The sequence below is a fragment of the Pigmentiphaga litoralis genome, from assembly GCF_048632615.1.
GTDB lineage: Bacteria > Pseudomonadota > Gammaproteobacteria > Burkholderiales > Burkholderiaceae_B > Pigmentiphaga > Pigmentiphaga litoralis_B.
Map to the genome: position 1 here is coordinate 5353974 of NZ_CP184479.1, position 19251 is coordinate 5373224.

General features: G+C 64.5%; 22 protein-coding genes and 1 pseudogene. 18 read left to right on the plus strand and 5 right to left on the minus strand.

Annotated features, from left to right (window positions below; translation table 11 throughout):
* Positions 1 to 100: 100 nt before the first annotated feature.
* The 4 genes from rpsF (at position 101) to rplI (ending at position 1674) form a co-directional block, all read left to right on the plus strand.
* Positions 101 to 472: a 30S ribosomal protein S6 gene (gene rpsF / locus ACNANG_RS24785; protein ID WP_179587606.1), complete on the plus strand. Its 372-nt coding sequence runs from the start codon at positions 101 to 103 to the stop codon at positions 470 to 472.
* A 91-nt stretch (positions 473 to 563) separates the two neighbouring features.
* A complete protein-coding gene (gene priB / locus ACNANG_RS24790; protein WP_420225263.1) occupies positions 564 to 911 on the plus strand; it encodes a primosomal replication protein N in 348 nt (115 codons plus the stop codon).
* Positions 912 to 929: 18 nt separating this feature from the next.
* Positions 930 to 1205 (plus strand): 30S ribosomal protein S18, encoded by a 276-nt coding sequence (gene rpsR, locus ACNANG_RS24795; protein WP_420225264.1) that lies wholly within the window; start codon positions 930 to 932, stop codon positions 1203 to 1205.
* A 16-nt stretch (positions 1206 to 1221) separates the two neighbouring features.
* Positions 1222 to 1674 (plus strand): 50S ribosomal protein L9, encoded by a 453-nt coding sequence (gene rplI, locus ACNANG_RS24800; protein ID WP_420225265.1) that lies wholly within the window; start codon positions 1222 to 1224, stop codon positions 1672 to 1674.
* 212 nt (positions 1675 to 1886) lie between these two features.
* Here rplI and ACNANG_RS24805 read toward each other — a convergent pair.
* Positions 1887 to 3148 (minus strand): annotated as a pseudogene (locus tag ACNANG_RS24805) (M20/M25/M40 family metallo-hydrolase).
* 196 nt (positions 3149 to 3344) lie between these two features.
* Here ACNANG_RS24805 and ACNANG_RS24810 point away from each other — a divergent pair.
* From ACNANG_RS24810 to ACNANG_RS24820, 3 genes are all read left to right on the plus strand, one after another.
* Positions 3345 to 4712, plus strand: coding sequence for a replicative DNA helicase (locus ACNANG_RS24810; protein WP_420225266.1), 1368 nt, complete (start codon positions 3345 to 3347; stop codon positions 4710 to 4712).
* 150 nt (positions 4713 to 4862) lie between these two features.
* Positions 4863 to 5489 carry a DUF47 domain-containing protein gene (locus ACNANG_RS24815; protein WP_420225268.1) on the plus strand — a complete coding sequence of 209 codons (627 nt, stop codon included), beginning with the start codon at positions 4863 to 4865 and terminating at the stop codon, positions 5487 to 5489.
* Positions 5490 to 5502: 13 nt separating this feature from the next.
* On the plus strand, positions 5503 to 6510 hold the full coding sequence (locus ACNANG_RS24820) for an inorganic phosphate transporter (RefSeq protein WP_420225270.1): 1008 nt from the start codon (positions 5503 to 5505) through the stop codon (positions 6508 to 6510).
* On the opposite strand, the gene ACNANG_RS24825 is transcribed toward ACNANG_RS24820, so the two are convergent.
* The gene (locus tag ACNANG_RS24825; RefSeq protein WP_420225271.1) at positions 6507 to 7616 is read right to left on the minus strand and encodes a hypothetical protein; all 1110 of its coding nucleotides are present in this window, start codon (positions 7614 to 7616) and stop codon (positions 6507 to 6509) included. The two genes, ACNANG_RS24820 and ACNANG_RS24825, sit on opposite strands and share 4 nt — an antisense overlap.
* A 183-nt stretch (positions 7617 to 7799) precedes the next feature.
* On the opposite strand from ACNANG_RS24825, the gene ACNANG_RS24830 reads away from it, so the two are divergent.
* From ACNANG_RS24830 to ACNANG_RS24845, 4 genes are read left to right on the plus strand one after another with little or no spacing between them, the layout of a single operon-like run.
* Positions 7800 to 8234, plus strand: a complete 435-nt coding sequence (locus tag ACNANG_RS24830) for a DoxX family protein (protein ID WP_420225272.1) — start codon at positions 7800 to 7802, stop codon at positions 8232 to 8234.
* Positions 8235 to 8267: 33 nt separating this feature from the next.
* Positions 8268 to 8582 (plus strand): Dabb family protein, encoded by a 315-nt coding sequence (locus tag ACNANG_RS24835; RefSeq protein ID WP_420225273.1) that lies wholly within the window; start codon positions 8268 to 8270, stop codon positions 8580 to 8582.
* A gap of 3 nt (positions 8583 to 8585) precedes the next feature.
* Positions 8586 to 9011 carry a PaaI family thioesterase gene (locus tag ACNANG_RS24840; protein ID WP_420225274.1) on the plus strand — a complete coding sequence of 142 codons (426 nt, stop codon included), beginning with the start codon at positions 8586 to 8588 and terminating at the stop codon, positions 9009 to 9011.
* A gap of 29 nt (positions 9012 to 9040) precedes the next feature.
* Positions 9041 to 10036 (plus strand): alpha/beta hydrolase, encoded by a 996-nt coding sequence (locus ACNANG_RS24845; protein ID WP_420225275.1) that lies wholly within the window; start codon positions 9041 to 9043, stop codon positions 10034 to 10036.
* On the opposite strand, the gene ACNANG_RS24850 is transcribed toward ACNANG_RS24845, so the two are convergent.
* From ACNANG_RS24850 to ACNANG_RS24860, 3 genes are all read right to left on the minus strand, one after another.
* Positions 9997 to 10812, minus strand: coding sequence for an NRDE family protein (locus ACNANG_RS24850; protein ID WP_420225276.1), 816 nt, complete (start codon positions 10810 to 10812; stop codon positions 9997 to 9999). The two genes, ACNANG_RS24845 and ACNANG_RS24850, sit on opposite strands and share 40 nt — an antisense overlap.
* Before the next feature lie 8 nt (positions 10813 to 10820).
* Positions 10821 to 11141, minus strand: coding sequence for a DUF4936 family protein (locus tag ACNANG_RS24855; RefSeq protein WP_420225278.1), 321 nt, complete (start codon positions 11139 to 11141; stop codon positions 10821 to 10823).
* Between the two features lie 149 nt (positions 11142 to 11290).
* The gene (locus tag ACNANG_RS24860) at positions 11291 to 12373 is read right to left on the minus strand and encodes a YgfZ/GcvT domain-containing protein (protein ID WP_420225280.1); all 1083 of its coding nucleotides are present in this window, start codon (positions 12371 to 12373) and stop codon (positions 11291 to 11293) included.
* Positions 12374 to 12417: 44 nt separating this feature from the next.
* Between ACNANG_RS24860 and mltG the strand changes: the two genes are divergently transcribed.
* From mltG to ACNANG_RS24895, 7 genes are all read left to right on the plus strand, one after another.
* Entirely contained in the window at positions 12418 to 13446 is a 1029-nt protein-coding gene (mltG, locus tag ACNANG_RS24865; protein WP_420225281.1) for an endolytic transglycosylase MltG, read from the plus strand.
* Positions 13443 to 14093, plus strand: a complete 651-nt coding sequence (gene tmk / locus ACNANG_RS24870) for a dTMP kinase (protein ID WP_420225283.1) — start codon at positions 13443 to 13445, stop codon at positions 14091 to 14093. Before mltG ends, tmk begins: the two co-directional genes overlap by 4 nt.
* Positions 14090 to 15163 carry a DNA polymerase III subunit delta' gene (holB, locus tag ACNANG_RS24875; protein WP_420225285.1) on the plus strand — a complete coding sequence of 358 codons (1074 nt, stop codon included), beginning with the start codon at positions 14090 to 14092 and terminating at the stop codon, positions 15161 to 15163. Before tmk ends, holB begins: the two co-directional genes overlap by 4 nt.
* A gap of 85 nt (positions 15164 to 15248) precedes the next feature.
* On the plus strand, positions 15249 to 16019 hold the full coding sequence (locus ACNANG_RS24880) for a TatD family hydrolase (RefSeq protein WP_420225287.1): 771 nt from the start codon (positions 15249 to 15251) through the stop codon (positions 16017 to 16019).
* Positions 16020 to 16231: 212 nt separating this feature from the next.
* Positions 16232 to 16912, plus strand: coding sequence for an ankyrin repeat domain-containing protein (locus ACNANG_RS24885; protein ID WP_420225288.1), 681 nt, complete (start codon positions 16232 to 16234; stop codon positions 16910 to 16912).
* A 436-nt stretch (positions 16913 to 17348) separates the two neighbouring features.
* Entirely contained in the window at positions 17349 to 18299 is a 951-nt protein-coding gene (locus tag ACNANG_RS24890; protein ID WP_420225290.1) for a fumarylacetoacetate hydrolase family protein, read from the plus strand.
* Positions 18300 to 18308: 9 nt separating this feature from the next.
* Complete coding sequence (locus ACNANG_RS24895) at positions 18309 to 19157, plus strand: polysaccharide deacetylase family protein (protein ID WP_420225291.1); 849 nt, start codon at positions 18309 to 18311, stop codon at positions 19155 to 19157.
* The last annotated feature ends 94 nt before the right edge of the window (positions 19158 to 19251 follow it).

A 19251-nucleotide genomic window follows, 5' to 3' on the forward strand; every position in this document is an offset into this window, starting at 1 on the left:
ATGAAGATCGGTCAACCATGGATCGGATTTAACCCTTGTCCGCCTACAGACGCTGGCGGACTAACTCTCTTCGAAAGAAGGGCATCCACAAGGAGCTTCGATGCGTCACTACGAAGTGGTATTTATTGTTCACCCGGACCAGAGCGAACAGGTTCCGGCCATGGTCGAGCGTTACAAGACGCTGATTACCGGCCAAGAAGGCGTCATTCACCGCCTGGAAGATTGGGGCCGCCGCCAATTGGCATACCCGATCCAGAAGCTTGTGAAGGCGCACTACGTGTGCATGAACATCGAGTGCAATCAAGCCACGCTCGACGAACTTGAACACGCTTTCCGCTACAACGACGCCGTGCTGCGTCACCTGGTCGTGAAGCTGAAGAAGGCTGAAACCGCTCCGTCGCCGATGATGAAGATCGTCGAGCGCGAAGAGGCTCGCAAGGTTTCTTCCGAACCCGCCCAAGCCGAGGCTTGAGCGCAGGTTCCGCACCGGAACACAGGTCGATGTCGTATCCCTGCGCTTGGCACCAGCCTGACGTGATCGTCGGGCGCCGGGCGGCAGTGCGTTGAACCGGGTTCAACTGACGGCGGAAGTCGTCGAATGCAAGCCTCTCAGGTACACCCCCGCCGGGATTCCGGTGCTGGAACTGATGCTTGCGCATGAATCCGAAGTCATGGAAGGTGGCAGAGCACGCCGCGTGGACATGACGGTCAGCGCCCTGGCCATTGGTGATCTGGCTCGCTCGCTCGAACGCACGGCGCTCGGCAGGCGGATGCAGATCCAGGGATTTCTGGCAGCGACCCGGAAAGGGTCAAGCAGACTGAGGTTGCACATTCAGCAGGCGGTCACGGTCGCGCACGGCGCGTCGGATCCGGCTGCGGCAGCCCCGGTCTCTGGTAACGAAACGGATTGAATACCCAAGGGGTACATCATGGCCGCATTTGGCAAACGGAAAGAAAAGAAGAAGTTTGGTCAACAAAACCCGCTGTTCAAGCGTCGCAAGTTCTGCCGCTTCTCGGCAGCGGGTGTTGAACAGATCGATTACAAAGATGTCGACGTGCTGCGCGACTTCATCCAGGAAAACGGCAAGATCATTCCTGCTCGTTTGACCGGTACGAAGGCGCACTACCAGCGTCAGCTGGACACGGCCATCAAGCGTGCGCGTTTCCTTGCGCTGCTGGCCTACACCGACAACCACAACAGCTGATTGGCGGGAGCACATTATGCAAATCATCTTGCTTGAAAAAGTCATCAACCTCGGCGGTCTGGGCGATGTGGTCAAGGTCAAGAACGGCTATGCCCGTAACTTCCTGATCCCGCAAAAGAAAGCCAAGCGTGCCACGCAAGTTGCTCTGGCTGAATTCGAAGCCAAGCGCGCTGAACTGGAAAAGGCTCAGGCCGAAAAGCTGGCCGCGGCGCAGTCGGTTGGCAGCAACCTGGAAGGCCAGACCGTTCGTATCTCGCAGAAAGCCGGTGTTGACGGCCGTCTGTTCGGTTCGGTCACCAACGCTGACGTGGCGCAAGCCCTGCAGCAAAATGGCTTCCCAAGCGTGGAAAAGGGCATGGTTCGCCTGCCCAACGGCCCGCTGAAGACCATCGGCGAATTCCCGGTCGAGATCGCTCTGCACACCGACGTGGCGGCCAACGTCACTGTCATCGTGTCGGGTGAAGGCTGATCGGCCTGCCTGCTGAAGGGGGCGGCTGCGGCAGGGTCTGCTGACGTCGCCTCGCTTCATGCATTGAAAGATACCGGCTTCAGGGCCGGTATTTTTCGTCTCCCGTGTGGCCGCCCGCAACGCTGTCCACAAGGGCGTTTTCGGATTCCGGCACGGTCCAGGCCGACGCGTGCTGGCCGCCTTGCCATGCCGCCTCACGCGCATCGCATTGCTCACCCCATCAAATCAGCCAGTGTCAACGCCACCACGCAGGTCGCCTTGCGCAGATCTTCCAGGCGCAGATTCTCGTCGGTGTTGTGTCCGCGCGCCTCCATCAGCGTCCGGGGGCCGGCGCCGTACAGTACGGTCGGAATGCCCCGCGCGGCGTAATGGCGGGCATCGGTGTACAGCGGTGCGCCGTGCACGGGCACGGGCACGTTCATGATCTGCGCCGCCCGGGCCTGAAGTGCGGCGATCAGCGTTGCCGCGGCGGGCAGTTCGATCAAGGGCTCCGCCAGCAGGATGCGCGTGATCGTGACCTCGATGCCCGGCGCGGCTTCGACGGCATCCTGGATGATGCGGCGCAGTTCGCCCTCGGCATCGAACCCCGCTTCTTCGGGAATCATTCGGCGGTCGATCCGCATCGTGACGCGATCGGGCACGACGTTGGTGTTGATGCCGCCGTGGATCAGGCCCACGTTCAACGTGGCGCAGTCGATGCCGGGAACGCGCGACCGTTGCCCCGCCAGTTGGCGCCGATAGGCATACAGTGCCTGCAGCACGTGCGTTGCGCCTTCCAGCGCATCGATACCGGTGTGAGGCATGGCGGCATGCGCCTGCTTGCCGATCACGTCGACCTGCAGGTGCAGGCAGCCGTTGTGCGCGGAGGTGATCCCATAGGCGAATCCGGCTGCAATGGCGTAATCGGGCCGGGTCAGATGATGGTCCAGCAGCCACTTGGGGCCGACCTCACCCCCGGTTTCCTCGTCATACGTAAAGTGCAGTTCGATCGTGCCGTTCAGCGCCTGCCCCCGCGCTTCGGCGTCGATCAGGGCCAGCAGCGCCCAGGTGTAGGTGGCGAAGTCCGATTTGGACACCGCTACCCCGCGGCCGACCATGGCGGCGCCTTCGGGGGTGTGACGATGTCGCCACCGTAGGGGTCATGGGTCCATCCCTGGCCGGGCGGTACCACGTCGCCGTGGGCATTGAGCGCAATCGTCGGCCCGCCCTGGCCGAAGGTGCGGCGCACGATCAGGTTCACCGCCGACCGCATGCCGACCGCCTGCAGGGCATCGGCGGGCACCGGGTGGGTTTCGACCGGCAATCCAAGCGCTTCGAGCCGCGCCCGCGCTGCCTCGCCATGCGGCTGGCAATCGCCCGGTGGATTGTCGGACGGCACCTGGACAAGCGCCTTCAGAAACGCGATCTGTTCGGGATGATGGCGATCGATGAAGTCGATCAGGCCTGCGCACGTCGAATCCAGGGTAAGCGTCATGGTGAGGACCTCAGCAAGGTGAGTATTGCCGCGTTTGCCGCAAGGAAGCGCAGCGCAACGATACCCCTGCCTTTGCCCGCCGGCCTATCCGGCCTTGCCCTGCGCGGGTTTGTCCGGTCCGCCAGGGGGCGGGTACACTGTCGACCTTCAAGGCCGAATCGCAGGCCGAGTTCGATGTCAAGGTTGCGCCTCCTGAATGAACGCTCCAGATCCCCAGATTGAAAACCTTCGTATTCCCCCGCATTCCGTCGAGGCGGAACAGTCCGTCCTGGGCGGCCTGCTGCTGGACAATGCGGCGTGGGACCGTATTGCCGACGTGGTCAAAGAAGACGACTTCTATCGTTTCGACCACCGCATCATTTACCAGCACATTGCCCGGCTGATTGCGCTGGCCCGGCCGGCCGACGTGATTACCGTGTACGAATCGCTGCAGACGTCCGGCAAGGCTGAAGATGCCGGCGGCCTGGCCTACCTGAACTCCCTGGCGCAGAATACGCCGTCGGCTGCGAACATCCGCCGTTACGGCGAGATCGTTCGTGACCGGTCGGTGTTGCGCAAGCTCGTGACCGTGGCGGACGACATTTCGTCGGGCGCCTTCAACCCGCAGGGCAAAGATACCCGCCAGCTGCTGGACGAAGCCGAATCCAAGATTTTCCAGATCGCCGAAGAGGGCGCGCGCGGGGCAGGGGGCTGGCAGGAACTGCAGCCGCTGCTGACCAGGGTGGTCGAACGTATCGACGAGCTGTACCACCGCGACAGCACATCCGACGTGACTGGCGTGTCCACGGGCTTTTCGGACCTGGACAAGATGACGTCCGGCCTGCAGCCCGGCGACCTGATCATCGTGGCGGGCCGTCCTTCGATGGGCAAGACGGCGTTTTCGATCAACATCGGTGAAAACATTGCTGTCGACCAAGGCTTGCCTGTAGCCGTGTTCTCGATGGAAATGGGCGCGTCGCAGCTGGCGATGCGGGTGCTGGGGTCCATCGGGTACCTGGACCAGCACCGCCTGCGGACCGGCAAGCTGCTGGACGAGGACTGGCCGAACCTGACCCATGCCATCACCAAGATGCAGGACACCCAGCTCTACATCGACGAGACGCCCGCGCTGACGTCCATGGAAGTGCGGGCCCGGGCCCGCCGGCTGGCGCGCCAGTGCGGCACGCTGGGGCTGATCATTATCGATTACCTGCAGCTGATGTCGGGCAATACCGGTGGCGAGAACCGGGCAACCGAAATCTCGGAAATCAGCCGGTCCCTGAAGGGGCTGGCCAAGGAGCTGGGATGCCCGCTGATCGCGCTGTCCCAACTGAACCGAAGCCTGGAGCAGCGCCCCAACAAACGCCCGGTGATGAGTGACCTGCGGGAATCGGGCGCCATCGAGCAGGATGCCGACGTGATCCTGTTCATCTATCGCGACGAGGTCTACAACCCCGATACGCCGGACAAGGGCACGGCCGAGATCATCATTGGCAAGCAGCGGAACGGTCCGATCGGTACGGTGCGGCTGACCTGGCAGGGGCAGTACACCAAGTTCCAGAATTTCTCGGCCGCGCAATACTAGCCACGTCCGACGGGGACGTCCGGCCGCATTCCTTCGGCCTTGCGGGAAGAAACACGCATTTTGCTGCCAAGCCCGGCGTGAAGCTCTGCTAAACTGCGCCCGGTTTTAAACGCGTCACATATCTGTCATATGGCGCAATGAGAGGACGCGATGTTTGCACGCTTCATGCCTAAAGAGGCACGTTTTTTCGATATGTTCGTGGCCCACGCCGATCTGTGCAAACAGGGCAGCCGTGAACTCGTTGCGCTGTTGGCCAATCTGAAAGATGCCGACGTTCGCATCAAGAATATCGAAACGCTGGAAAAGAAAGCCGACAAGATCACGCATGACACGGTCGATCTGTTGCACAAGACCTTCATCACGCCGCTCGATCGTGATCAGATCCACACCCTCATCACCACCATGGACGACATCCTCGACCTGATGGAAGACGTGGGACAGTGCATCACCTTGTATGACGTTCGCAGCGTCACGCCAGACGCCTGCGCCCTTGCCGAAATCGGCGTGCAATGCTGCGACCGCATCTTCATGGTCGTGAGCCTGATGCATGACCTGACGGACACCGAAAGCATCATGAAGATCTGCGGCGAGATCGATCGCCTGGAATCGGACGCTGATCGGGTGATGCGCCGCGGCATGGGACGCCTGTTCCGCGACGAAGCCGATACCCGTCAGCTGATCAAGATGAAAGCGGTCTACGAGACGCTGGAAGAAATCACCGACCGCTGCGAAGACGTCGCGAACCTGATTGAGGGCATCGTCCTCGAGAACGCCTGAGGCGATCGAGACCATGGATACGCTCCACATCAGTCTCACCACGCTGGTATTGCTGGTCGGATTGGCGCTGATTTTCGACTTCATGAACGGGTTTCATGACGCCGCCAATTCGATCGCCACGGTGGTATCAACCGGCGTTCTGAAGCCGCACCACGCGGTGGCGTTCGCCGCGTTCTTCAACTTCCTGGCGCTGTTCATCTTTCATTTGAAGGTCGCGGCCACGGTCGGCAAGGGCATCATCGATCCTGGCCTGGTGGATCACTACGTCATCTTTGCCGCTTTGGTCGGCGCGATTGCGTGGAACGTGATCACCTGGTATTTCGGCATTCCGTCTTCGTCGTCGCATGCGCTGATCGGCGGTATCGTGGGCGCCGGCCTGGCCAGCGCCGGCCCGGCCGCGCTGGCGGGCTCGGAAATTCTGTACGTGATCGCGTTCATCGTGATCTCGCCCATGCTGGGTTTCTTCCTGGGCGGTCTGCTGATGCTGATCGTGTCGTGGATGATGGTGGGGGTCAAACCGCTGAAGGTAGACAAGTGGTTCCGCCGCCTGCAGCTCGTGTCGGCCGGGCTGTACAGCCTGGGCCACGGCGGCAACGATGCCCAGAAGACCATTGGCATCATCTGGCTGCTGCTGATCGCCGCCAACGTGCCGGGCGCGCGTGAGGAAGTACCGTCGTGGGTCGTCATCAGCTGTTATGTCGCCATCGCCCTTGGCACGATGTTTGGCGGCTGGCGTATCGTGAAGACCATGGGCCAGAAGATCACCAAGCTCAAGCCGGTGGGCGGGTTCTGCGCCGAGTCAGGCGGGGCGCTGACCCTGTTCCTGGCCGCGATCCTGGGGATCCCGGTGTCGACCACGCACACGATCACCGGCGCCATTGTCGGTGTGGGCACGACCCGCAAGTTCAGCGCCGTGCGCTGGGGTCTTGCCGGCAACATCGTGTGGGCCTGGATCCTGACGATTCCCGCATCGGCGCTGGTGGCCGCCGGGGCCTGGTGGGTCGGCAAGGCGCTGTTCTAGACGCTGGCGGGCCGCGTCCGGGGTTTGGGCGGCGCCAGGTACTGGCGCAGCAGCCCGGCGGCAACCCCGGCGTAGACCAGTACGGCTGCCGTGACCCATCCGGCGCGCAGCTGCACGCCATAGAACGCGCCAGTGATCAGCGCGCCCGCCAGCCATACGGCGCCCAGCAGCACGAAGGTGCCCATCCAGCGCCAGGCGACCCGATCGGCCGGCCGGTGGCGGCTGGCCCGGAACTGCAGCGCCGCCGCCGTCAGCAGGACCCCCATGATGGGCAAGGCCGGCACGCGGGGCACGACGCTGTCACCCGACGCCATGCCGGCCAGCCCAAGGGCCCACCATACCGCGAACGGCGCAATGATCGCCGCCAGGGTGCGCTGCCGGATCAGGGCGCCCGGGAACAGCAGCAGCACCGCCATCAGCGTGCAGCCAAAGACCGTGGTGGCGGTGTGGCTCAGGACCATGAGATGACGGAAGCTGTCGCCCGCAATGGCCAGGTCGCGCGTGCGATAGAGCGTGGCGGCCGACACCGACAGCAGGACCATGACCCCGCTCAGGCCGAACCAGCGTGCCGCCGCTGCGGCGGGCCGCACCAGCCAGACCATGACCGCCAGCATGAACGCCGCACTGGACAGACCCTGCCGCCACCACCAGGTCGAGGGCAGGGCGCTCACGGGGCGCGGGGCAGGCGTGATCACGGTTTGCGCCATGGCGCCGAAACGCGTCTTCCAACTGAGCAGCACCGGCTGTTGCAGCAGGCCGGCCAGATGAGACTGCCGGGCAAAGAAGCGCTGCTGATCTTCGACCGTGTCCAGGTGACTGGCCGTGGACGCCAGATCGTCGGCCCGGACCCGGATGGCGCCGCTGCCGGTGAATGTCGCCAGATCCAGCAGTTGGGCATCCTGCCCCAGCGCATGCGCCGGCCCATAGGGAACGGCATCCGCCAGCACGCCATGTTCCGATTCCCCAACGCGCAGTTCCAGACCCAGCCACGGTTGCTGCAAGGCGGCCCACAGGGCGATCGCGTTCACGGTCAGGCAAGCCAGCAGCGCCAGGAGGGCGATGCGGCCGGCATGCGGGTGCCTGACGACGAAGCGGGGAAAGGACATGAGCAACTGGGACATCCAGACAGGGTAGTGGGCGGATGATGCAGTAATCCTGGACGGTGTTCAATCGCGTGGGCGCACCGGTCCGTAAGGATGACGGCGGATGGCGGGAAAAGTGAGTAATCGCGTAATATCGCTGGCGTTGTGTAACGTGCAGTCGTCATCCACCCTTTGAGCGCCGCCACCATGACACCTACCCCGATCGCCCGCCTGCTCGACTCTCCTGCCGTGAACGTGTTTGCACGTGTGCTGCTGACCTTCATGTACTGGGGCAGCGGGCTGTCCAAATTGATCGATTTCCAGGGTGGCGTCGGCGAGATGGCGCACTTTGGCCTGGAGCCCGCCTGGCTGTTCAACGTGCTGACCCTGGTCGTGCAACTGGCCGGGTCGCTCATGATCATTTTCAACCGCTACGCCTGGCTCGGCGCAGGCGCACTGGCCGTGTTCACCATTGCGACCATTCCCGTTGCCCATGCCTTCTGGACCATGCCCCAGCCCGCGGCCACCCTGGAAATGTATGTGGTCATCGAACACATTACCGTGCTGGGGGGCCTGCTGATGGCGGCGATCCTGGCGCAGCGGTCGACGCGCGGCGGGGCACTGCCGGGCCGCACGGCGTAAGGCCGCCAACTTTCTTATTTCTTCAGGACCAGCATGATTCGCCATATTGTGATGTGGAAGCTCAAGGACCACGCCGAGGGCGCCAGCCGCGCCGACAATCTTGCGAAGGTGAAAGCCTCGCTCGAAAGCGTGAAGGATTGTGTGCCCGGCATCGTCGAGTTCGAAGTGGGCGTCGCGACGCCCGGCATGGAAGCGACGTTCGATGTGGTGCTCAATTCGCTGTTCGACAGCCAGGAAGCGCTCGACGCCTACCAGGGGCACCCGACCCACGTGGCGATCAAGCCTTTCATGTCGGCCATCCGCGCCGGACGGGAGTGCATGGATTACGTCGTGCCCGCGGCGCGCTGATCGATGACGCGTCCCGTAGAGGGTCCCCTGACGCCGCCGTCCATTCCCTTTCTTGACTGGCTTGGCGGCGAGTTCGTGATTGCCGAGGCCGGCCGCTGTGAAATCCGTCTGCCCATGCAGCCTCACCACCAGAACAGCTGGCATGTGGGGCATGGCGGCGTGATCATGACGCTGCTCGACGTGGCCATGGCAAACGCCGCCCGGTCCGACCACCCCGAGCGGCCCGGCGCGGCCACCGTGGAAATGAAGACCACCTTTGTGCGGCCCGGCAAGGGCGCGGTGCTGGTGGCGCATGGGCATTGTTATCACCGGTCCACCACCATGGCGTTCTGCGACGGCGAACTGCTGGATGAGGACGGCACCCTGGTTGCCAAAGGCACCGGCACGTTCAAATTCATTCGCAAGTCGCTGGCGACGCCTCAGCGATGAGCGGTGGTCACCCGATCTTGCGCGGCGCCATGAGCCCACGCGGCACTGATGCCGCGTTTCCGCCGCTGCAGCATCCGCGCCCTTTGGACCCGCAGGTGGCCGATCTGGTGTCGCGTATCCACCGCGCCAACCGGCCGCCGTATTGGCAGTACACGCCAGCCGGCGCTCGCGAGTTCCACGAGAAAGCCAGCAAAATCCTGGAAATCGCCGCCCAGCCCGTTGCCCAGGTGACCGACCTTGAGATTCCGGTGGCCAACGGGCGTATCGGAGCCCGGCTGTACACGGGACACCTGGCCGCCACCACCGCGCCGCTGGTGATCTTTACCCACGGCGGGGGCTTTACCCTCGGCAGCGTCGACAGCTACGACGCCGTGTGCCGGATGCTGGCCAATGGCGCCGCCTGCAAGGTGCTGTCGCTGGACTACCGGCTGGCGCCGGAACATCGCTTTCCCACCGCCGCGCAAGACGTGTTCGACGCGTGGGAGTGGGCATTCGGCGAGCACCGCGAACTGGGTATCGATCCCTACGCGGTGGTCGGCATGGGCGACAGCGCCGGCGGCACCCTGACGGCGCAGGCCACGTTGCGGGCGCGGGACGGCGGCCTGCCCCTGCGGGGGCAGATCCTGCTGTACCCGGGCACCTGCGCCTGGCAGGACACGCCCTCGCATGCCGCCTACGCCGAAGGCTATCTGCTGGATGCCCGGACCATCCAATGGTTCTTTGGCAATTATCTGCGCGATGACGCCGATCGCCTGGACTGGCGCTTCGCGGTGCTTGACGCCCCCGACTGGCGCGGCGTGGCGCCGACCTTCCTGCAACTGGCCGAGTGCGATCCGCTGGTGGACGAGGGGCTGGCGCTGGCCAACCGTCTGGCCGCGTCCAACTGTCATGTGACCTGCACCCTGTATCCAGGCGCCGTCCACGCCTTCTACAACATGGGCGGCGCGCTGCGCGTGGCCCGGCAAGCGCACCGGGACAGCATCGCTTACTTGCGGTCGGCCTTCGACATCACGAACGTGGCCTGACGCACCTGGGCGGGCGCCAGCGCGCCGCCTTGCTTGGCGTTGTCAAAACTGCGCTCGACCACGTCGGCCTGGTCGTCCTTGACCTGGATGACGGTCTGGGCGCGCGTGCCATACGTCGGACTGACGATGAAGGCGGCCGACAGCGTGCGTTCCCATTCTATGGGCACCCCGGTGCTTGGCAGGTCCAGGTCTTCCGCTTCGGCCGGATCGCTGAGCAGGGCCAGATAGGCCGGCACCTTCGCCTCGGTGGCCTTGAGCATGGCCAGGCTACCCGCCGTGCGGACGACTTTTGGCCAGGGCGTGTCGAGCACCGCGTTGGACAGCCCGTACACCCCGGCGTCCAGCGAGATCGGCGCCACGGCCGGATACCCGCCTGGACGATGCCCGAAATACCAGAGTGCAGGGTGATCCCCCGTCAGGATGCCGGTGACCAGATTGAATCCGTTGAACTGGCCGGCGCTGCGCGCCACCGTGTCGAGATAGGCGCCGGGCGACGCCGTGCCGGTCAGGAAGTCGGCCACCAGATGCCCTCGCGACAGCAGGTTGGCCCGGTAGGTATTGGCTTCACGGTAGTTGGTCAGCGCCGCAAAGCGGCCGGAACGCGTAATGCCCATCCAGGTGCCGCCGGCCATCAGGTCGCGGCCGGCCCACAGGTCCGGGGCATCTTCCCACCAATCGGCGGGGGCCGTGGGACGGGTATAGAACTCGTCCCGGTTGGCCACGACCACGAGGCGCTGGGGGCCGGTGGGATCCCAGGCAAAGGCAATCAGACACATGTTGCGGATTACTCGATGCTGCCGAAGTCGAGAGAAACGGGAATGTCCTCGAAGATCTCTGCGTGGCGCGGGCTGGCCAGGCGCGCACTCAGGCCGGAACTGATGGCGGCGGTGTTGATCGCCTGTTCGAGCGCGCCGATGTCCCACACGTTCTCGTAGGTTTCCATCCAGGTGCTGACGCCATCGCGCAGTTCCGGGCGGCGTTGCAGCGCGGTGCGGTCGCACCAGGGCTTTCCTGCGTCGAGCACCTGGAAGGCCAGCAGGCGAGCCGCGGCCTGGTCGGCATCGGCCAGCTTGTAATACACATAGAGATGAGAAGACACGGACATGGGACGACCCTTCAATAGAAAAAGCAGGCACCCCTGGCAAGCGGGGCGGCAGTGGGCCGGAGCGGCTGACGCGTTGTAAGGACGCCGTCAGGCGGCGTCGGGTTGTTCGGGGCAGGGCGTGGGGGTGACTTGACCGCAGGCGGCCAGGGTCAGGCGCCCTTGTCGGCCAGAGGGTAAGGAAGCGGAAGCACGTTCAGCACCGGGCCGTCGGCGGCGCCCAGGTGCACCGTGCCGCTTTCCATCGAGACGAAGGTGCTTTCGAACAGCACGGCCACCTGCGATGCGGCGGCATCGCCAGCCTGACCCGACCACGCAGCGTTGACCACCCGGCCGCAGGGTTGGGCGGGATCGGCGCTGTGAAAGATGTCGGTGCCGGGCAGGGCGCCGGGTTGCAGGTTTCCGGCCCGGACATCGCCCGCCTGAGCGGTGCCACGGAACATGCGGCGCTTGAGCTTGCCCAGGTAATGGCTGCGCGCGACCACTTCCTGGCCGGGGTAGCAGCCTTTGGTGAAGCTGACGCCGCCCACCAGTTCCAGATTCACGGTCTGCGGCACGAACACGTCTTGCGTGGCCGCGGTGATCCAGGGCAGGCCGGCAGCGATGTCATCGGCCTGCCAGGCAGACGTATCCGCCCGCAATGCGGCGGCACCGAGGGCCGCAATGGCGGCGCCCACGGCATCTTCGGTGCCCACCCACCACCAGCGCGCCTGCACACCGTCAGCCGCTTGGGCGGCGGCGGGCGCCGCGATCCAGGTGCCGCTGGGCAGGTCGACCCGATCCCACGCGCCGCGCGGCAGGTTGCCAAACACGGCGTTCAAAGCGGTAACGCCCCCAGGACCTGCCATGACGCCAATGACCTTGAGGGGAGCGGCGGCCAGCTTGACCTTGGCGCGCAGCACGAACATGGACAGGCGCTTCTGGAAAGCAGCGGCCAGATCGGACGACACCATCAGGTAGTATCCGCCGTCGGCCGCCTGGGGCTCGGTGCGTGCGTTATCCATCCACACCACGCCGCTGGCCAGGAGGCGGCCCTTGGCCGTGCAGTAGCCCGCCAGACGGGCCTGGTGGGCGTCCAGCGATTTCACGTCCTGGGTCAGTTGCCCTTGCAGGAAGGTGAGCGTGTCGGCGCCGGCGGCGTGCACGACCGACAGCATGTCGAGCGGCGTGAGGGCGACGGCGCCATCGGCCAGCCCGGCTGCGGGAACAGGGGATAATGCGTGGAGCGCATGCATAGTGGGTAAGCCCCGGAAGATGATCGAAGTATTATAGGCAGCCCATGCAAAAACCACATTTCTCCAAGAAACGACTGATCGCGATCGTGATCCTCGTGCCGCTGCTGCTGGCCGGTCTGGTCGCCGCGGGCGGACTGTACTGGCTGCGCGCGCCGCTGGCCCTGTCCGCCGACAAGGTCGATTTCGTGATCGACGAAGGATCCAGCCTGCGCAGCATCGCCCGCCAATTGCAGGAAGCCGGCATCCCGGTCTACCCCGACGCCCTGGTGGCCTTTGCCCGACTCACCGGCGCGGACCGCAAGGTCAAGGCGGGCGGGTACGAGATCGTTCGCGGTGATTCCCTGTGGACGGTGCTGAACCGGTTGACGCGCGGCGACGTGACCCAGCGCGACGTCACGTTTATCGAAGGCTGGAATTACCGGCAGATCCGCGCAGCGCTGCGGCGGCATCCGGACATCCGTCACACGCTGGACGGCGTGGACGACGCGGCCCTGCTTGCGCTGCTGGGCACCACCGCCAATCATCCGGAGGGCCTGTTCTTTCCGGACACCTACCTGTTTTCGGTGGGGTCCAGCGACATCGACATCCTGCGGCGCGCGTATCGGGCGCAGGCGCACGAGCTGGAAGAGGTATGGAACAAGCGCGCTGCCGACCTTCCGCTCAAGACGCCCTATGAGGCACTGATCCTGGCTTCCATCATCGAAAAGGAAACTGGCCATGAAGCCGAACGCGACCGCATTTCCGGCGTGTTCATCAACCGGTTGCGCATCGGCATGCCGCTGCAGACCGATCCCACGGTGATCTACGGCCTGGGCGAAAGCTTTGACGGCAACCTGCGCCGCCGTGACCTGCAGGCCGATACGGCGTGGAACACCTACACGCGCCGCGGCCTGCCGCCCACGCCGATCTCGAATCCGGGCCGGGCGTCGCTGCTGGCGGCCGTGCTGCCCGAGCCGCACAAATACCTGTACTTCGTATCGCGCGGCAACGGCACCAGTGCCTTTTCCTCGTCGCTGGATGAACACAATCGCGCCGTTGGCACCTATCAACTGGGCCGCGGGCAAAAGAAATGATGAGCACACCGACTTTGCGTAGGCCGCGAGGCCGATTCATCACCCTGGAAGGGGTGGACGGCGCCGGCAAGAGCACCCACGTGGACTGGCTGGTGGCGCAACTGCGTGAACGGGGCCTGTCCGTCATCCAGACACGGGAACCGGGCGGCACGCCGCTGGGAGAAAAGCTGCGCGACCTGCTGCTGAACGATCCGATGCGGCTGGACACCGAAACACTGCTGATGTTTGCCGGCCGATGCGAGCATCTGCACACGGTCATTCAGCCGGCGTTGGACGCAGGGCAGTGGGTCGTCTGCGACCGGTTTACCGACGCCAGTTATGCGTATCAGGGCGGAGGGCGGCAATTGGGCGCGGCACGCATTGCGGCGCTTGAGGCCTGGGTGCAGGGCGACCTGCAGCCGGACCGCACCTGGCTGTTCGACGTGCCCTTGGCCGTGGCGCGTGAGCGCCTGAACCGGTCGCGGGACCTGGACCGTTTCGAACGGGAAGGAGATGCCTTCTTCGAACGGACGCGGGCGGCTTACCATGCACGCGCGCAGACGTCGGGCGGGCGCATCCGCATTGTCGATTCCAGCCGCAGCATCGAGGCGATCCGGGAAGACCTGGCCGCCGACCTGGCCGCGCTGCTGAAAGGCGAAACGGCATGAGCGTGCCGCAGTTCTACCCGTGGCAGCTCGACACAGCGCGGGAATGGCTGGGCGCCCAGCAGCGTGAACGGTTTGCCCACGCCTGGCTGATCCACGGCCTGGCAGGCATCGGCAAGGTGGAATTTGCCCGGGCTGCGGCAGCGGCGCTGCTATGCGAGTCCCCGCAGGGTGGACTGGCCTGTGGCGTGTGCTCGGCATGTACCTGGTACGGTTCGGGCAATCACCCGGACTTCCGGCGCATCCGCCCCGAAGCCGTGGCCTTGGCCGAAGGCGTGCTGGAAGATGCACTGGATGGCGACATGGAAGAGCCGGCGGAAGCGGGCAAGGCTGCCAGCAAGCGCGCGCCATCAAAGGAAATACGGATCGAACAGATCCGGGCCATGGAATCCTGGGTCAATACCGGAACGCATCGGGGCGGGCTGCGGGTGGTCGTACTGTACCCGGCCGAAACGCTCAACACCATCTCGGCCAACGGCCTGCTGAAGGTGCTGGAGGAACCGCCGCCCCACACCGTTTTTCTGCTGGTGTCCGACGCGCCGGACCGTCTGCTGCCGACACTGGTGTCGCGGTGCCGGCGACTGCCGCTGGCGACGCCGCCCGCCGAGGTGGCCTTGCCGTGGCTGGAAGCACGCGGGGTCCAGGACGCGGCGGCGCAACTGGCGGCGGTGGGCGGCGCGCCTGTCGCGGCGGCCCGACGCATCGAGGCCGACCTACCGGTACGGGCCGACTGGCTGGAAACGCTGGCGCAAGCGCTGGCGCGCGGCCAGGCGCCGGATACCGGGGCGCTGGTCGACGCGCTGGACAAGGTGCCCGCTGCGGAGTGGATCGATGCGCTGCAGCGGTGGTGTACCGATCTGGCACTGCTGCAGGCGGGCGTGCCGGTACGCTACTTTCCGTCGTTGGCGGACCCGTTGGGCCGGGTGGCGGCTCGTGCCAGCCGCCATGGCGTAGCGGATATGGCGCGCTGGCTGACCCGCCAGCGCAGGATTGCCGCGCATCCGCTCAACGCCAAGCTGTTCGCTCATGACGCCATGCTGCGCGTGACGGCGGCTTGCCTGAAGGGCGCGTAAGGCGTCTGGACGTGCCTTACGACTGGTCAGCGCCAGGCGCCAGGCTCCAATGCATTTCCTCCTCTTTTAAGAATTCACCTTAGCCATGTTCGTCGATTCCCACTGTCACCTGAACTTCCCTGAACTGCGCAAGCAACTGCCCGAGATCCTTGAGGCCATGGACCGGAATCAGGTGGGGCACGCGCTGGTCGTAAGCGTGAACCTGCCCGACTGGCCTGAACTGATGGAAGTCGTGCATAGCCAGCCCCGTCTGTGGGCGTCCGTGGGTGTGCACCCCGACTATGAAGACACACCCGATCCGTCTGTGGACGAACTGGTGAAGCTGTCGGCTACCGACAAAGTGGTCGCGATCGGCGAGACAGGCCTGGACTACTACCGCCTGACCGGTGACCTGGAATGGCAGCGGGAGCGTTTCCGCCGGCATATCCGGGCGGCGCGCGAGGTGGCCAAGCCGCTGATCATCCATACCCGGTCGTCCTCCGAGGACACCCTGCGGCTGATGCGGGAAGAGGGCGCGGCGCAGGCAGGCGGTGTCATGCATTGTTTTACGGAGTCCCAGGCGGTCGCCGATGCGGCGATCGATATGAACTTCTACATTTCTTTTTCGGGCATCGTGACATTCAAGAACGCAAAGGAATTGCACGACGTCGCGCGGACGATTCCGCTGGACCGCCTGCTGATCGAAACCGACTCGCCCTATCTGGCCCCGGTGCCTCATCGCGGCAAGCTGAACGATCCGTCCAAGGTGATCCACGTGGCGGAACGGATAGCCGACCTGCGCGGCTTGACGGTGGCGGAAGTAGCGAGGGCGTCCACCGAGAATTTCTTCAGGCTTTTCAAAGGCATAGCGCATTGACTTGATGTTCCTGCACATTCTCAGCCTGGCAGATCGAAGTTCACACAATACCTTAAGTCAGTGTCTGCGAAGCAGCGAATAGATGCGTTAAATCAACGAGTTATGCCATCTATTGAAGGTGAATTATGTCCAGTCGTTTACCAAGTGTTGCCCGTCGCAGGGCGCTGTCTTGCGCCACGGTAGGAGCGCTTGCCCTGGGGATGCTGATGCCCATGACGGGCTATTCTCAGACTCAGCCCAACCCCCAAGCCGGCGCGACGGGCCAGCAGGGCCAGAGCACGAAGCCGGCCACTGCGCCAGTCGATTTCTGGATAGACATCGCCAACGACCGTGCGGCGAACGTCAAGAAATACTTGTCCAGGGGAGTCAGTCCGAATGCGGTCAACGGCAATTCCAACAGTTCACTCCTTGAGGCGATCAAGGTCGACGCCTGGGACACGTATGCCGTTCTGATGGCTGACAAGCGGATCGACCTGAACCAGCGAAACCTGCTGGGTGAATCGCCGCTGATGTACCTTGCGATCAAAAATGACCTGGCCCGGACCAAGGCCATGATCGACCGGGGGGCAGAGGTCAATCAACCTGGCTGGACCCCTCTGCACTATGCGGCCACGGTGGGCGCCGACGACATCGTGCGTCTGCTGATCGAGAAGTACGCGTATATCGATGCGGAATCGCCCGACAAGTCGACGCCGCTGATGATGGCGGTGCGGTATGGCCATGAGTCGACCGTCAAGTTGCTGCTGGACGAAAGCGCGGACGGGTATGCCCGCAATGAGGCCGGCAAGAACGCCGCCGACATTGGCAACGAAACTGGGAATCAGCGTATTGCGCAATACATTGTTGAGCGGCTGAACGAGGAAAAACGCCGCAAGGCCGCCTCTGGCCGATAGCGTGGAGCGCCACGACCGCGGTCTATGGTTCCATCCCACCCCCGGCGGGATGGAACCGATAGGATCAGTCACAACCGCATAAGTAGGCAGGACTCGCGCGTTGTACGGTGGCCTGTCGGTCTACCGACTATCCCTGAATGTCACCTGCCAACTATATCCATTAATCTGTGGACCGCTCATGCTGGCGCATGGCGGTGCCTGCCATTTTCCTGTCGTCCCGTGGATTGACACGGACCACCGGCCTAGCCGGCCGGCCGGGTCACCCGCCGTCCCCTGCAACATCCCCCTGTCCTGCGCGCCGATCAGAGGTTGCGCGCGTCCGATGCAAACGAGCCCCGTGGCACCTGCGGTTGCATCGCTGTACCCATGCGGCACGACGACCGCCCGTTGGCCGGCTGGAAACGCTTTGATTACAACGACTTGAGAAAGGAATGTCATGCGGATCATCACCTTTTCGCTGACGCCGGATGGTGGGCCGCGGCCGGGCTTGTGGCTGGACGACGGCGGCGTGCTGGACGTCCAACGCGCCTTCCACCTGGCTGTATCGTCAGGCACCTTGCACGCGCCGCCTGACATGGCGGATGCGTTCGCCTCGGTGCACGGCATCATCGCGCATGGGTACACCGCGCAGTGCGTGCTGTTCTGGATGGCGACCGCGGCGCGAAGCATTGCGATGGCGGCGGCACGTGTGGCGCGCGAAGACATCCGCCTGCTGGCCCCCATTCCGCGCCCGGCCAAGAACGTGTTCTGCGTCGGCCGCAATTACGTCGATCACGTCAAGGAAGGCTATGCGGCCCAGGGCCTGGCGGTGAAGCTGCCCGAACACATCCAGCTGTTCAGCAAGCCGCCGACCACCGTCATCGGGCCCGGGGCAGGCATTCCCTACGACGCCAGGGTCACCCGAAAGCTGGACTACGAGGTCGAACTGGCTGTGGTGATCGGCAAGACCGGGATCAACATTTCGGAAGCCGACGCCTACGACCATATCTTTGGCTACACGATCATCAACGATGTCAGCGCGCGCGACCTGCAGCGGCGGCATGACCAGTGGTTCAAGGGCAAAGGGCTGGACGGCACGTGTCCCATGGGGCCGTGGATCGTAACGGCGGATCAGATCCCCGATCCGCAGGATCTGGCGCTGTCCTTGTCGGTCAATGGCGAAATACGCCAGCAGGCGCGGACGTCCCAGATGATTTTCGACGTGCGGCGCATCATTGCCGACCTGTCGCGCGGCATGACGCTGGAGGCCGGAGACGTCATCGCGACCGGCACGCCGTCGGGCGTCGGCTACGCCATGGATCCGCCTGGGTTGCTGTCGCCCGGCGACATCGTCGAATGCGAGATCGAGCACATCGGTACGTTGGTCAACCCTGTCATCGCCGTCTAAGGAGTTCCCATGCCGTCTCCGCATCCTGAAGTGCCTGCTACCTGGCCCGCGCAACGCCCGCTGGCCGTTCCGATCAGCATCATGCTGGAAGGCTGGGCGGACGACACCGCGCCGGGCATTGGCCCCATGGGCAATCCGCTCAAACCCGGCGTGCTGGACCGGCAGGCAATGTCCTGGGCTGAGTATGGGGCCAAGGTAGGTGCCTGGCGCATTCTGGATCTGCTGGACCGGCACCAGGCCCGGGCCGTGTTCTACGTCAGCGGGATCGTCGCCGAACGCTATCCGGACCTGCTGTCGGCCATCGTGCAGCAGGGGCATGTGGTGGCCGGTCACAGCTGGAGCCAGCACATGATTCCGGCCTACCTGTCTGAGGCCGACGAGCGGCAGGACATCGCCCGCTGCACCGAGGTCCTCACTCAGGCCAGCGGAAGCCGGCCCACCGGGTGGATAAGCCCGCGCTGCACGCCCAGCCGGTCGACGGCGCAACTGCTGGCCGAGGCAGGCTATGCCTGGCATGCGGATACCTTCGATTCCGACGTGCCGTATGTGCTGGACACCGCGTCAGGCCCGATCACGGCCATGCCATTCACCATGGACATCAATGACATGCCACTGTCGGTGCGCTACGGCAACGAGCCGCAGGCGTATACCCGCGCGTTGGCCCGCGTGCTCGACAATTGGGGGTTGCTGGGGACACCCGCATGCCTGGACATGACGTTGCACGCCCATGTGTATGGCCGTCCGGCCGGCGCGATCGAGTTCATCCACGCCATCGATCTGGTGCGCCGCCACGAGCAGGTGGCGTGGCTGACGCACCATGCGGAACTGTCGGACATGATGGCGACCCAGGTGCGCTAGGGCTGCCAGATTTTCCGCAACGGGGCGAAAGTACGTAGAATCGATGAGCCGCCCTGCGCCACCGACGGTGCGCGGGGTGTCAAGCCGACTCACA